Annotated in this window: 12 protein-coding genes; 9 read left to right on the top strand and 3 right to left on the bottom strand. The window is 44.6% G+C overall.

Going from position 1 to position 13,822, the window contains the following annotated elements:
- Positions 1-19: 19 nt before the first annotated feature.
- Positions 20-1,177, bottom strand: coding sequence for an acetylornithine deacetylase (gene argE, locus Xets_RS05585; RefSeq protein ID WP_099131880.1), 1,158 nt, complete (start codon positions 1,175-1,177; stop codon positions 20-22).
- A 116-nt stretch (positions 1,178-1,293) separates the two neighbouring features.
- Between argE and argC the strand changes: the two genes are divergently transcribed.
- From argC to oxyR, 5 genes are all read left to right on the top strand, one after another.
- Positions 1,294-2,298 carry an N-acetyl-gamma-glutamyl-phosphate reductase gene (gene argC, locus Xets_RS05580; protein ID WP_099131879.1) on the top strand — a complete coding sequence of 335 codons (1,005 nt, stop codon included), beginning with the start codon at positions 1,294-1,296 and terminating at the stop codon, positions 2,296-2,298.
- 42 nt (positions 2,299-2,340) lie between these two features.
- On the top strand, positions 2,341-3,114 hold the full coding sequence (gene argB / locus Xets_RS05575) for an acetylglutamate kinase (protein WP_187651296.1): 774 nt from the start codon (positions 2,341-2,343) through the stop codon (positions 3,112-3,114).
- Between the two features lie 55 nt (positions 3,115-3,169).
- Complete coding sequence (locus Xets_RS05570) at positions 3,170-4,381, top strand: argininosuccinate synthase (RefSeq protein WP_099131877.1); 1,212 nt, start codon at positions 3,170-3,172, stop codon at positions 4,379-4,381.
- Positions 4,382-4,439: 58 nt separating this feature from the next.
- On the top strand, positions 4,440-5,813 hold the full coding sequence (gene argH / locus Xets_RS05565; protein ID WP_099131876.1) for an argininosuccinate lyase: 1,374 nt from the start codon (positions 4,440-4,442) through the stop codon (positions 5,811-5,813).
- A 99-nt stretch (positions 5,814-5,912) separates the two neighbouring features.
- On the top strand, positions 5,913-6,830 hold the full coding sequence (gene oxyR / locus Xets_RS05560; RefSeq protein ID WP_099131875.1) for a DNA-binding transcriptional regulator OxyR: 918 nt from the start codon (positions 5,913-5,915) through the stop codon (positions 6,828-6,830).
- Here oxyR and sthA read toward each other — a convergent pair.
- Positions 6,822-8,219, bottom strand: coding sequence for a Si-specific NAD(P)(+) transhydrogenase (gene sthA, locus Xets_RS05555; RefSeq protein ID WP_099131874.1), 1,398 nt, complete (start codon positions 8,217-8,219; stop codon positions 6,822-6,824). The genes oxyR and sthA overlap by 9 nt on opposite strands.
- A 205-nt stretch (positions 8,220-8,424) precedes the next feature.
- Between sthA and fabR the strand changes: the two genes are divergently transcribed.
- Entirely contained in the window at positions 8,425-9,087 is a 663-nt protein-coding gene (fabR, locus tag Xets_RS05550) for an HTH-type transcriptional repressor FabR (RefSeq protein WP_099131873.1), read from the top strand.
- 21 nt (positions 9,088-9,108) lie between these two features.
- A complete protein-coding gene (locus tag Xets_RS05545) occupies positions 9,109-9,486 on the top strand; it encodes a YijD family membrane protein (protein ID WP_099131872.1) in 378 nt (125 codons plus the stop codon).
- Between the two features lie 74 nt (positions 9,487-9,560).
- Here Xets_RS05545 and trmA read toward each other — a convergent pair whose 3' ends face one another.
- Positions 9,561-10,661, bottom strand: coding sequence for a tRNA (uridine(54)-C5)-methyltransferase TrmA (gene trmA, locus Xets_RS05540; protein ID WP_099131871.1), 1,101 nt, complete (start codon positions 10,659-10,661; stop codon positions 9,561-9,563).
- A gap of 197 nt (positions 10,662-10,858) precedes the next feature.
- On the opposite strand from trmA, the gene btuB reads away from it, so the two are divergent.
- Positions 10,859-12,697, top strand: a complete 1,839-nt coding sequence (gene btuB / locus Xets_RS05535) for a TonB-dependent vitamin B12 receptor BtuB (RefSeq protein ID WP_187651295.1) — start codon at positions 10,859-10,861, stop codon at positions 12,695-12,697.
- A complete protein-coding gene (gene murI, locus Xets_RS05530) occupies positions 12,642-13,505 on the top strand; it encodes a glutamate racemase (protein ID WP_099131869.1) in 864 nt (287 codons plus the stop codon). The genes btuB and murI overlap by 56 nt, the downstream gene beginning before the upstream one ends.
- Positions 13,506-13,822 lie beyond the last annotated feature (317 nt).

Below are 13,822 nucleotides of genomic sequence, written 5' to 3'. Positions count from 1 at the left end.
GCTGGGAAACAGTACAGCTTTAACCCACATTCAAACAAAAATGCGCCACAAGCTGTGAAAGCAATCTTCTCGTTGGCTCAATAAATGCCATATCCAAAAATTCATCGGGCTGGTGCGCTTGTTCAATCGAGCCAGGCCCTAAAACCAATGTTGGACACAACTCCTGAATAAAAGGCGCTTCCGTACAGTAATTGACGGTATCTGCTTTGGTTCCCAACAGTTTTTCAATCACGCCGACCAGTTTGTGGTTTGTCGGACATTCATAGCCCGGAATGGGGGGATGAAGTTCTGTCACGTTCAGGCGACCAGGCCAGCGCTGTTTTACGGGTTCCAGTGCGTCATTCAGCAACCCATTCAAATCCTGCAAGGTCAATCCGGGCAGCGGACGGATATCCATATGCAGTTCACAGCAGGCACAAATACGATTTGCAGCATCACCGCCATGAATATGGCCGAAATTCATGGTTGGGTAAGGGATGACGAACGCCGGATTGTGATAGCGCTCTTGCAAGGTGTGGCGTAGTTTTATTAGCTGGGTAATGGATTCGTGCATCAGATCAATGGCATTGACACCCCGCGCTGGATCGCTGGAATGCCCTGATTTTCCTTCAATGCGGATAGCCTGGGCTATATGCCCTTTATGGGCGCGGATTGGCTGTAATGATGTCGGTTCGCCAATGATGGCAAAATCAGGCCGAATATGAGCATTGGCAGCAAAGTAGCGTGCACCTGCCATTGATGTTTCTTCGTCAGCGGTAGCGAGAATATAAAGAGGGTGAGATAGTTTGCTGACATCGATATCCCGCAACGCATCAATGATAAAGGCAAAGAAGCCTTTCATATCAGCCGTCCCAAGTCCATATAATTTGCCATCGCGCTCGGTCAATGTGAAGGGATCTTGTGTCCAGCGTCCCTCATCAAAAGGAACGGTATCTGTATGACCACATAGCAGTAAACCCCCCGAACCACTGCCCAATGTTGCCAGCAGATTGAATTTACCTCTGGTTTCAGGAACGGGTTGAATTTCAATGGTAAACCCGATCTCTTTTAGCCATTCTGCCAGCAGATTGATAACAACTTCATTACTTTGATCAAGTTCAGCATCAGTTGCGCTGATAGAAGGAGCCGCAATGAGCTGATGATATAATTTAATAAAAGACGGTAATTTAATATTCACTGTTGACAGCCCTTACTCATAATAGTATCAATATTCATGCAAATTAATTGCATATAAATGCAATAAAGTCATTGAATTAATACTATTGGGTTAATACTATAAGGTGAATAAATCCCATGTTGAATACGCTGATAGTTGGTGCCAGTGGTTATACCGGAGCTGAGTTAGCAGCATATCTGCAACGTCATCCCTATGTCCATCTCTCCGGCTTGATGGTTTCTTCTCAAAGTTTAGATGCAGGGAAATGTTTTTCAGAACTTCATCCACAATATAAGGGTATTCTTGATTTGCCCTTACAGCCGTTGGCCGATGTGAGTGAAGCGGCAAAAGGGATTGATGTGGTCTTTCTCGCCACTGCCCATGAAGTCAGCCATGATATTGTCCCGATATTTCTGGCAGCAGGTTGTATCGTGTTTGATTTATCTGGTGCCTATCGCGTGAAAGATACACAGTTCTATAAAAAATACTACGGGTTTGAACATAAAAATACTCGGTGGTTGGAGCAAGCGGTATATGGATTGGCAGAATGGCAAGCAGAGAAAATCAGGCAAGCTCAATTGATTGCTGTTCCCGGCTGTTACCCCACTGTTTCCCAACTTTCCTTGAAACCGTTGCTTGAACAAAATTTATTAGATACAGAACATTGGCCTGTTATCAACGCTGTCAGTGGTGTCAGTGGCGCTGGCCGAAAAGCGTCGATCACCAATAGCTTCTGTGAAATTAGTTTGCAACCGTATGGTGTTTTTAACCATCGTCATCAGCCTGAAATCACTACTCATTTAGGTACAGAGGTGATTTTTACCCCTCATTTAGGCAATTTCTCACGCGGTATTCTTGCCACAATTACCTGTAAATTGAAATCTGGTGTGACAGAAGCCCAAATTAGGGCGGCTTATCAACAGGCATATCATGATAAGCCGTTGGTGCGGTTATATAGCAAAGGGGTTCCCGCGTTGAAAGCCGTTGTTGGTTTGCCATTCTGCGATATTGGTTTTGCTGTTCAGGGGCAATACCTGATCATCGTAGGGGCTGAGGATAATTTGTTGAAGGGGGCAGCGGCACAAGCAGTACAGTGCATGAATATTCGTTTTGGGTATGAAGAAACTCAGGCATTACTTTAATTTCTAACCTACAGATATTAATACCGACAGAGGATAAATCTGATGGAGCCGTTAGTTATCAAGTTGGGTGGTGTGTTGTTAGATAGTGAAGAAGCGCTGGAACGGTTATTTACCACATTACAGTTATACCGAAAAACACATAAACGTCCGCTGGTTATTGTACACGGCGGTGGTTGCTTGGTTGATGAGCTGATGCAACGATTGCAGATGCCTATTTTGAAGAAACAAGGCTTGCGGGTTACGCCTGAGGATCAGATTGACATCATTACGGGGACGTTAGCCGGAACTGCCAACAAGAAATTGCTGGCGTGGGCAACAAAGTATCGTTTGCCTGCCATCGGATTATGTCTGGGTGATGGGGGAATGGTTAACGTTTCTCAACTTGATGAAGAGCTTGGTCACACTGGAAAGGCTCAATCAGGAATACCTGATCTCCTGAAAATTTTGCTGGATTTGGGCTATATGCCGATTATCAGTTCAATTGGTATCACTGAACAAGGTGAATTGATGAATGTCAATGCCGATCAAGCTGCGACGGCCATCGCACAAGTGCTGAATGCAGATTTGATCTTGTTGTCCGATGTCAGCGGTATTCTGGATGGGAAAGGGAAAAAGATCCCAGAAGTCACGACAGAACAGATTGCGCAGCTTATCGATCAAGGCATTATCACTGACGGCATGATAGTGAAAGTAAATGCAGCATTAGAAGCGGCAAAAACACTCGGACAACCAGTGGATATCGCGAGTTGGCGCCATGCAGATCAGTTGATTGCGTTATTTAATGGCATCCCTATTGGCACACGAATTTTGGCGTAATTGGACGTGTAATTCCCGAACTTATGTTTGTACTAAAATTAAAAAGGTTATCTCTATGACTAAAAGCATTAAGAAAATCGTTCTGGCATATTCAGGTGGTTTGGATACATCCGCCATTATTCCGTGGCTAAAAGAACATTATGGCAATTGTGAAGTGATTGCGTTTGTCGCTGATGTCGGCCAAAGTCGTGAAGATCTGGAGGGGGTGGAGCAGAAAGCATTACGTTCCGGTGCTTCTGAATGTCATGTCGTTGATCTGCGCGAAGAGTTTATCAAAGAGTATGTTTATCCTGTGTTAAAAACCGGCGCCCTGTATGAGGGAAGTTATCTGCTTGGTACATCAATGGCTCGTCCAATTATTGCTAAAGCTCAGGTTGAGCTGGCTCTGAAAGTGGGAGCGGATGCCGTCGCCCACGGTGCAACAGGTAAAGGGAATGATCAGGTTCGGTTTGAGAGTACTTATACCGCTTTGGCACCACATCTGAAAGTTGTAGCTCCGTGGCGGGAATGGGATCTACGTTCCCGTGAAGCGCTGCTGGATTATTTAAAAGTTCGTGATATCCCGACAACCGCAACACTGGAGAAAATCTATAGCCGTGACGAAAATGCATGGCACATTTCAACCGAAGGTGGGGTTTTGGAAAGCACGTGGAATACTGCCAATAAAGATTGCTGGGTGTGGACAGTAGAGCCAGAAGAGGCGCCCAATGAACCGGAATATATCACTGTGACGGTTGAAAGAGGTGAAGTAGTTAGCGTGAATGGTCAGGCGCTTTCCCCCTATCAATGCCTTGATGAGTTAAATAAGTGGGGAGCCAGGCACGGCATTGGCCGGATCGATATCGTAGAAAACCGTTTAGTAGGCATGAAATCCCGCGGTTGTTATGAAACTCCGGGGGGAACCATCATGATGGAAGCACTGCGCGGCATCGAACAACTGGTTTTAGATCGCGATAGTTTCAAATGGCGTCAACAACTGGGGCTGGAGATGTCTTATGTTGTTTATGACGGCCGTTGGTTTGCGCCATTGCGTCAATCAATCCAAGCAGCAGCAGAAATTTTAGCGGCCAGTGTCAGCGGTGAAGTGGTTGTGAAACTTTATAAAGGGCAGGTAACGGCAGTGCAGAAAAAGTCAGCCAATAGCCTCTATTCTGAAGAGTTCGCCACTTTTGGCGAGGATGAAGTTTACGATCATAGCCATGCAGAAGGGTTTATTCGCCTCTATTCGCTTTCTTCACGTATTCGTGCACTGAACAGTAAAAAGTAATTTTGGGGCGATCAACTTTTAGTAATCGATAGCAATTAGAAAAAACAGGAACAATATTATGGCACTTTGGGGTGGGCGTTTCAGTCAGGAAGCCGATCAACGGTTCAAGCAATTTAATGATTCACTGCGTTTTGATTATCGTTTGGCGGAGCAGGATATTGTTGGTTCTGTTGCATGGTCAAAAGCGTTGGTTACGGTAGGAGTGTTAACTGCCGAAGAGCAACAAAAGCTGGAACTGGCTTTAAATGAATTACTGGATGAAGTGCGAATTAACCCCAAGGCCATTTTGCAAAGTGATGCGGAAGATATTCACAGTTGGGTAGAAGGGCAACTTATTACGAAAGTGGGTGATTTGGGTAAAAAACTCCATACGGGACGCAGCCGTAATGATCAGGTCGCAACTGACCTGAAATTATGGTGTAAAGATCAGATCATCCACATTCTGATAGCATTAGCTGAGTTGCAACAAGCGTTGGTATTCACTGCTGAAAACAATCAGGATGCGGTAATGCCAGGTTATACCCATTTACAGCGGGCGCAACCTGTCACTTTTGCCCACTGGTGTTTGGCCTATGTGGAAATGCTTAGTCGTGATGAAAGTCGATTGCAAGATGCATTAAAGCGGTTGGATGTCAGCCCGTTGGGATGCGGGGCGCTGGCAGGAACGGCTTATGATATTGATCGTGAGCAACTGGCGTCATGGCTCGGTTTCGCCTCAGCGACACGCAATAGCCTGGATAGTGTTTCGGATCGTGATCATGTCTTGGAGCTACTGTCAGATGCGAGCATTAGTATGGTTCATCTTTCGCGTTTTGCTGAGGATTTGATTTTCTTTAATAGCGGAGAGGCCGGCTTTGTTGAATTGTCGGATCGGGTAACTTCCGGCTCTTCCTTGATGCCGCAAAAGAAAAACCCAGATGCATTGGAACTTATTCGTGGTAAGTGTGGACGGGTGCAAGGGGCATTGACGGGGATGATGATGACTTTAAAAGGACTTCCTCTCGCTTACAATAAAGATATGCAGGAAGATAAGGAAGGCTTGTTTGATGCACTGGATACCTGGTTGGATTGTGTGCATATGGCGATACTGGTGTTGGATGGCATTCAGGTAAAACGCTCCCGTTGTGAGGAAGCAGCAAAGCAAGGGTATGCTAACGCGACTGAACTGGCTGATTATCTGGTCGCAAAAGGTGTCCCGTTCCGCGAGGCACATCACATTGTTGGTGAAGTTGTTGTTGCGGCAATTGACAGAGGTAAAGCGCTGGAAGAGCTTTCCCTGCTTGAATTGCAAAAATTCAGCAACGTCATTGCTGTGGATGTCTATGACGTTTTATCGTTGCAATCGTGTTTGGACAAACGACTGGCAAAAGGTGGTGTAGCGCAAGAACAAGTGAAGCAAGCGATTGCTCAGGCCAAGCAGCGATTTAGCTAAAAACATCAATAATCACACGCAGTTGATAGTTTTTTCCCCTCGTGGATATAATGATTTATTGGTCAATACTATCATTGATATCAAATGCTGAGGTTGGGAATGAATATCCGCGATCTGGAATACCTTGTAGCACTTGCTGAATACCGGCACTTTCGCCGAGCCGCTGATGCTTGTCATGTCAGCCAACCGACCCTGAGCGGGCAAATCCGCAAACTGGAAGATGAGCTTGGGGTGATGCTGCTGGAACGCACTAGCCGCAAGGTATTGTTTACCCAACAGGGAATGTTGCTAGTGGAACAGGCCAAAACGGTATTGAGGGAAGTGAAAGTTTTGCAGGAAATGGCCTCCCTTCAAGGTGAAAGTATGTCTGGGCCGTTGCATATTGGTCTTATTCCAACAATCGGCCCCTATCTCCTGCCACTTATCATTCCTGAACTGCATAAATTGTTCCCCAAATTGGAAATGTACCTACATGAGGCACAAACCCAAAACTTGTTGGCACAACTTGATAGTGGAAAGCTTGACTGCGCTATTTTGGCGTTGGTGAAAGAGACCGAAGCATTTATCGAAGTGCCGTTGTTTGAAGAACCCATGAAACTGGCGGTATTTGAAGAGCATAAATGGGCTGGGCGGGACAAAATTAAGATGGGTGAGCTATCCGGCGAGAAGTTATTGATGCTGGAAGATGGACACTGTTTGCGTGATCATGCGATGGGATTTTGTTTCCAGGCGGGAGCCAAAGAAGATACCCATTTTAGGGGAACCAGTCTGGAAACTCTGCGCAATATGGTTGCAGCGGGCAGCGGTATTACATTATTACCTGATTTGTCAGTTCCGAATGAGAGAAGGCGGGATGGGGTTTGCTATCTGGAGTGTGATGAACCGGAACCTAGGCGATCCGTCATATTGGTTTATCGTCCCGGCTCACCTCTGCGTGGTCGCTATGAGCAATTGGCAGAGGCGATTCGTACTAAAATGGGCAATTATTTCGCAATACTCGGAAAAACATCAAAATAATCGGTTTAGCCCATTGAGTGCCGCAACACGGTAGGCTTCCGCCATTGTTGGATAATTGAAGGTAGTATTAACGAAATATTCGATATTATTGCCTTCACCTTTTTGTTCCATAATGGCCTGACCAATATGAATGATCTCTGCGGCACGTTCGCCAAAACAGTGGATGCCTAAAATCTGTTTTGTCTCACGGTGGAACAGGATCTTGATACTGCCAACATTCATACCGGCAATTTGTGCTCTTGCCAGATGTTTGAATTGGGCGCGACCTACCTCATAAGGGATTTTCATTGCAGTTAATTGTTGCTCGGTTTTACCAACCGAACTAATTTCAGGAATGGTATAAATCCCGGTTGGGATATCTTCCACCAGATGCAGATTAGCATTGCCTGTGGTCATCGCTTTTGCAGCGATGCGTCCCTGATCATAGGCCGCAGAAGCCAAACTTGGATAGCCAATAACATCACCAACTGCATAGATGTTTTCATTGTTGGTCTGATAGACGCGATTGACTTTCAGTAAACCTCGGCTGTCTGTTTCCAGTCCGACATTTTCTAAACCTAGCTTGTCTGTATTACCTGTTCTGCCATTGGCATACAACAGGCAATCCGCTTTGACTTTCTTGCCGGATTTCAGGTGAACGATGACACCATTATCAACGCCTTCAATTTTTTCATATTCTTCGTTGTGGCGGATGACCGTGCCACTATTCCAAAAATGGTAGGAGAGGGCATCAGACATTTCTTGATCAAGAAAGGACAGAAGATGATCACGAGTGTTGATCAAATCCACCTTAACACCCAATCCGCGGAAAATGGAGGCATATTCACAACCAATCACTCCGGCCCCATAAATAATGACATGGCGAGGTTCGTGATCCAGTTGCAATATGGTATCGCTGTTATAAATACGGGAGTGGGTGAAATCAACATCAGGAGGGCAGTAAGGACGGGAGCCGGTGGCAATGATAATGTTGTCTGCACTCAAGATATCAACACTATCATCGGTATAACGCACACTTACCCGATGTTCATCAATGAAAGTGGCTTCTCCTGCAAACATTCGACAACGGTTACGTTCATAAAACCCTTGGCGCATCTTAGTTTGCTGGTTAATAACGACTTCAGCATGGCGCAGAATTTCTGAAAACGAGGAACGAAGAATGCGGGAGTTATCACTGTAGAGGGGATTCTGATTAAATTCGATAATACGACTAACAGCATGGCGGAGAGCTTTCGACGGGATTGTGCCCCAATGAGTACACCCACCACCGACATTATTATAACGTTCTATAACAGCAACGTTTTTGCCTTGTTTTACTAACCCCATTGCTGCTCCTTCCCCACCGGGACCAGAGCCAATCACAATGGCATCAAAATGAGTATGTTGCATAGAGGAAAGACCTGTTTTTACACAAAATAACAACGCTATCTTAACATTACTTGATGCAATAACCCAATGAGCATAAGGTTTTTATCTCACTGCTTAGAAATAAATCAGGAAAACATCGAATAATATCTTTAAGAGAACAATCACAGCAAACTTAGCAGAATCTGTTATATTTGCCCGATTAAAGTCGAGATAGATCAGGATTGTTGTGAGTAACGTAACCGGCGTTAGAGCAAAACAGAAAGAAAAAACCCGCCGCTCCCTGATTGAGGCGGCATTTAGCCAACTCAGTGCTGAACGCAGTTTTACCAGCCTGAGCCTACGGGAAGTAGCTCGGGAGGCGGGTATTGCACCGACTTCTTTTTATCGGCATTTTCGGGATGTGGATGAACTGGGGCTAACGATGGTGGATGAAAGTGGTTTGATGTTGCGTCAGTTAATGCGTCAGGCCCGTCAGCGTATCGCCAAAGGCGGCAGTGTCATCCGTACTTCAGTTTCAACCTTCATGGAGTTTATCGGCAACAATCCCAATGCGTTCCGTCTATTGCTGCGTGAACGCTCCGGTACATCGGCTGAATTTCGTGCGGCTGTAGCACGAGAAATCCAGCATTTTATTGCCGAATTGGCAGACTATCTTGAACAAGCTAGCCATATGCCACGTCATTTTACTGAGATACAGGCTGAGGCGATGGTGACAATCGTGTTCAGCGCAGGCGCAGAAGCATTGGATATTGATGAAGAAAAAAGGCGTCGTCTCGAAGAGCGTTTGGTTTTGCAACTCCGCATAATTTCCAAAGGCGCTTATTATTGGTATCGTCGTGAGCAAGAAAAAAATACTGTCCCTAAAGCGATCCCTAAAACCTCTGAATAATAATGAAAGGAGAATAATACGATGGAACAATACCGACAAGATAAAAGCACAATGTTGCTGGCTCTTATCGTTGGAATGGCAACACACGGAACTTTCTCAACATTTTTTAATTCATTTGTCTCTTTTTCTATTTTCCCTCTTATTGCACTGGTACTTTCTTTGTATTGTCTCCATCAACGTTATTTGAATTATCCAATGGCAGAAGGATTACCAAAACTGGCCGTAGGATGCTTCTTCTTAGGCATGTTTGTGTATAACGCATTCATGCGGATGGAATATCCAGCAATTGGCTCTAATTTCTTGCCTGTCGTTATTGGTACTGTCTTGGTGTTTTGGATCTACCTAAAGATGAAAAAGCGCAAGCAGCAAGCAGTGCTCACTTCAGAAAGCCAAAGTTAATCGCTTTTATCGAGAATGGTTCGGTAAAAAACGCCACGAAATTGACCTTGTGGCGTTTGTGTTTTTAATGACGGCTAAGTTCTTTTTTCCAGCAGGACACCGCATTCCATATGATGGGTATAAGGGAACTGGTCAAAGAGCGCCAGTTGGCTGATTTTGTGGGTCTGTGTTAGCGTCTCCAGATTTTGGCAGAGCGTTTCTGGATTGCAGGAAATATAAAGAATACGTGGATACGCTTGAACCATTTTTAGCGTTTCTTCATCCAGTCCGCTGCGCGGTGGATCAACAAAAATGGTTTCACATTGATAACTGCTTAAATCAATTCCTTGCAGTCGGTTAAACTCACGCTCTCCGTTCATCGCTTGAGTAAATTCTTCCGCTGACATGCGGATAATCTGTACGTTATCAATTTTGTTCGCTGCGATATTAAATTGTGCGGCAGCCACTGAAGGCTTGGCAATTTCTGTCGCTAATACCCGTTCAAAATTCTGCGCCAGTGCCAGGGAAAAATTACCATTACCACAATACAGCTCAAGCAAGTCACCTTTCGAGCTTTTGGTGATATCAATTGCCCATTCCAACATATGAACGTTAATACTGGCATTCGGCTGTGTGAAGCTATTTTCAACCTGACGATAAATCATGATCTTGCCTGCAACAGACAGCTCTTCATCAATATAGTCATGGTCAAGCATGATCTTGGTTTTTGCTGCACGTCCAATAAGTTGTACATCAAACCCTGCTGCGGTGAGTTGGTTACGCAGAGCGGTTGCATGTTCACGCCATTCATCCCCCAGTTTTTTGTGGTAAAGCAGAGAGACAATGATTTTGTTACTGCGGGTAGAAAGGTAATCCACTTGAAACAGTTTATGGCGTAATACGGGATTGTCTTTTACGCCAGCAATGATGGCTTGCATCATTTTATTGATTAGGTGATTGGCAACTGGAAATTGATCAATACGGATACGCTGTTTAGTTTGTTGATCAAACATGATGTGGTAAAGGTCATCTTCCTCATGCCAGATACGGAATTCTGCGCGCATTCTGTAATGTGATGCCGGGGAACGGAAAACGTCAGGCTCAGGTGCGCTAAAGGGGAGCATCATTCCTTTTAGACGATGGACTTTCTCCATCAATTGATTTTCATAATTTTCCGTTGGCAAGGCATTTTGCATTATCGGGTTCTCGTCGCGTTAAGAAAAATTTCCGAGCGCATTGTAGGGAAAGTACAAAGGATGTCCAGTTTTCTGGTTTATCTGCTCTTTTTTTGATAGAGAGGTATTCTGGACACGCTAAAGCCTTCATCGTAGCATGACTCTTTATAGTTAAATATATATAGCCAGATACCACACATATTCTCATCACAAATCTTATGATAAATAAAAAACAGATTCTTCTATCTGCTGCATCCGTGGCGGTATTTTCTAGTTGGAGCCATTTTGCAGGTGCAGATAATCAAGATACATTGGTGATTACAGCCAATCGTTTTAAGCAGCCGATTTCTTCAGTGTTAGCGCCAACGACGGTAGTGACTCGTGAAGATATAGATCGTTGGCAATCCAGTAGCTTAGTTGATGTCTTGCGTCGTTTGCCGAGTATTGATATCGCGCAGAATGGTGGTATTGGGCAGCACTCTTCTTTATTTGTTCGTGGTACAAACTCAAACCATACATTGGTGCTGGTAGATGGAATCCGTTTGAATCAGGCAGGCATTACCGGAGCTGCCGATTTTAGCCAGATCCCAATCTCAATGGTGCAAAGAATAGAATATATCCGTGGGGCGCGTTCTGCTGTATATGGTTCTGATGCCATTGGTGGCGTGATCAATATTATCACTAAGCGGGAACAACGCGGGACAACACTGAATGCAGGGATCGGTTCGAATGGATATCAAAACTATAATGGTTCAACACAGCAAAAACTTGGTGAAAATACTTTATTAACTACAGCCGCAGGCTATACCTATACCAAAGGGTTTGATGTGATAGTTGATGGTAAAACCGGAGGATATCGTCAGCCAGACCGGGATGGCTTTATGAGTAAAATGCTGTGGTTGGAAATAGATCATAAAATAAGTGAGCAAATGAGCGGATTTGCCCGAGCCTATGGATTCAATAATCGGACGGCTTATGATGCATGGAGTATCGGTGAAGCAGACACTCGCGAACTGTTCAGTCGTACCTATGATGTTGGTATTCAATTTAACCAAGGCATCTATTCTTCTCAGTTCATTGTCAGTCACAGCCACGTCAAAGATTACGATTATGTTCCTAAGCATGGGCGTTATGGCAATAACTCCAGTCTGAGTGATTCAAAACAATACAATGTGCAATGGGGAAATACGTGGCAGGTTGGTCATGGTGCAATCAGTAGTGGGATTGATTGGAAAAGAGAATGGATTGCCGCAGGCTCTAATAACATCCCTGTACAAAAACATGTTGATAATACGGGACTATATTTAACTGCGCAGCAAAAGGTGCAGGATGTCATTTTAGAAGGTGCTGTGCGTTCAGATCACCATTCTGATTATAACTGGAATACTACGGGGCAAATTGGCATCGGCTGGGAGTTTATTGATGGTTATCGTTTTGTTACTTCGTATGGAATGGCATTCAAAGCACCGACTTTGAGTCAGCTTTATAGCAAATGGGGAAATGAAAGTCTTAAACCAGAAAAAAGTAAGCAATGGGATATCGGAATTGAAGGATTGACCGGACCACTTAATTGGCGTCTATCTGCTTATCATAACGATATTGAGCAGTTGATAGATTTTGCCAATAACCGCTATGAGAACGGTGATAAGGCAAAAATAAAAGGTATTGAGTGGACGGGAACAATGGAGACTGGCTTACTCCAACATCAACTCACATTACAGTTCATTGACCCGCGTGATGGCAGTGGTCAGCAATTAACTCGCAGGGCTAAACAGCAAGTTAAATATCAATTGGATTGGGAAGCTTTTAATGTCGATTGGGGAATAACCTATCAATATATTGGTCGGCGTTATGACCAAGACTATAGTACATACCCTGCGAAAACAGTAAAATTAGCAGGTGTAAGTCTGTGGGATATCAGCGCCTCATATCCGATCATCGACCGCCTAACAATCCGTGCTAGAATAGCCAATCTGTTTGATAAGCATTATGAGACAGCCTATGGCTACCGTACACCAGGAAGAGAATACTACCTCACTGGAAGCTACAACTTCTGATGTAAACAAGACCATCCGTCCAACGATTCTGGTTTTTGATTCTGGAGTAGGTGGTTTATCTGTTTATCAAGAAATTCGGCAGCTCTTGCCGGATCTCCACTATATATATGCTTTCGATAATGAAGCATTTCCTTATGGAGAGAAAACGGCGGAAGTGATTGTAGAAAGGGTCGTTCAGATTGTTGATGCAATCCAGAAAAAACATCCTTTAGCGGTTGTCGTTATCGCTTGCAACACTGCGAGTACAGTCAGCTTGCCCGCTCTGCGTGGACGTTTTTCTTTTCCTGTTGTTGGGGTTGTACCTGCGATCAAACCTGCGGCGAAGCTAACCTGTAATCGCGTTGTGGGATTATTGGCGACACGCGCCACAGTGAATCGCGACTATACCAAAGAATTAATTGCAAGGTTCGCTACGGATTGCCAGATGTATGCAATTGGTTCTGCTGAATTGGTCGAGTTAGCTGAACGAAAATTACATGGCAAGGATGTTCCACTAAAAGAGTTAGAGAAAATACTGAAACCGTGGCTAAGAATGAAAGAGCCACCGGATACTGTCATTTTGGGTTGTACGCACTTTCCTCTGATAGCAGAAGAAATTGCACAAGTTTTACCAGATGGGACAAGATTAATTGATTCGGGAGCGGCAATTGCTCGCAGAACTGCATGGTTGATCAAAAATCGGGAAGATTTGTTTTCAACAACTGCCGATAACTTAGCATATTGCACAAAAATCGAACCATCGAATGAAGATTTGCGTCCCGTTTTACACGAGTTAGGTTTCTTAACGCTGGAAAAACTATCAACTTAAGTGCAATTTGGCGCAATAATCATCGGTTGGTGATTTTTTTTAAAAAAACTATTGTCAGCGCCGTAAAACCCCCTATAATGCGCCACCACTGACCGACGCTGAGCTGAAACAGGCCGCGCAGGACGGTGAGAGAAAAGCGAAAATAATCGCTTGACTCTGGCGGCGAAAAGCGTAAGATACGCAGCCTCGCAACCCGGAGGGCACTTCCGGTTGCCAACGCTCTTTAACAAATTAATCAGACAATCTGTGTGGGCACTCGCAAGACACTATCGATATGCCGAAAGGCAAAAAAGATTAAAGTCTTAAAGAGTGACCTG

The sequence above is a fragment of the Xenorhabdus sp. TS4 genome, assembly GCF_014467265.1.
Lineage (GTDB): Bacteria > Pseudomonadota > Gammaproteobacteria > Enterobacterales > Enterobacteriaceae > Xenorhabdus > Xenorhabdus ehlersii.
Note: the sequence above shows the minus strand (reverse complement) of the source record. Positions and strands in the feature narration are given on the sequence as shown.

Bases quoted from the DNA above. Each gene is read 5' to 3' on its own strand.
- argC (WP_099131879.1), top strand. From the start codon at position 1,294: ATGTTGAATACGCTGATAGTTGGTGCCAGTGGTTATACCGGAGCTGAG.
- argB (WP_187651296.1), top strand. From the start codon at position 2,341: ATGGAGCCGTTAGTTATCAAGTTGGGTGGTGTGTTGTTAGATAGTGAA.
- Xets_RS05570 (WP_099131877.1), top strand. From the start codon at position 3,170: ATGACTAAAAGCATTAAGAAAATCGTTCTGGCATATTCAGGTGGTTTG.
- argH (WP_099131876.1), top strand. From the start codon at position 4,440: ATGGCACTTTGGGGTGGGCGTTTCAGTCAGGAAGCCGATCAACGGTTC.
- oxyR (WP_099131875.1), top strand. From the start codon at position 5,913: ATGAATATCCGCGATCTGGAATACCTTGTAGCACTTGCTGAATACCGG.
- sthA (WP_099131874.1), bottom strand. From the start codon at position 8,219: ATGCAACATACTCATTTTGATGCCATTGTGATTGGCTCTGGTCCCGGT.
- Xets_RS05545 (WP_099131872.1), top strand. From the start codon at position 9,109: ATGGAACAATACCGACAAGATAAAAGCACAATGTTGCTGGCTCTTATC.
- trmA (WP_099131871.1), bottom strand. From the start codon at position 10,661: ATGCAAAATGCCTTGCCAACGGAAAATTATGAAAATCAATTGATGGAG.
- btuB (WP_187651295.1), top strand. From the start codon at position 10,859: ATGATAAATAAAAAACAGATTCTTCTATCTGCTGCATCCGTGGCGGTA.
- murI (WP_099131869.1), top strand. From the start codon at position 12,642: ATGGCTACCGTACACCAGGAAGAGAATACTACCTCACTGGAAGCTACA.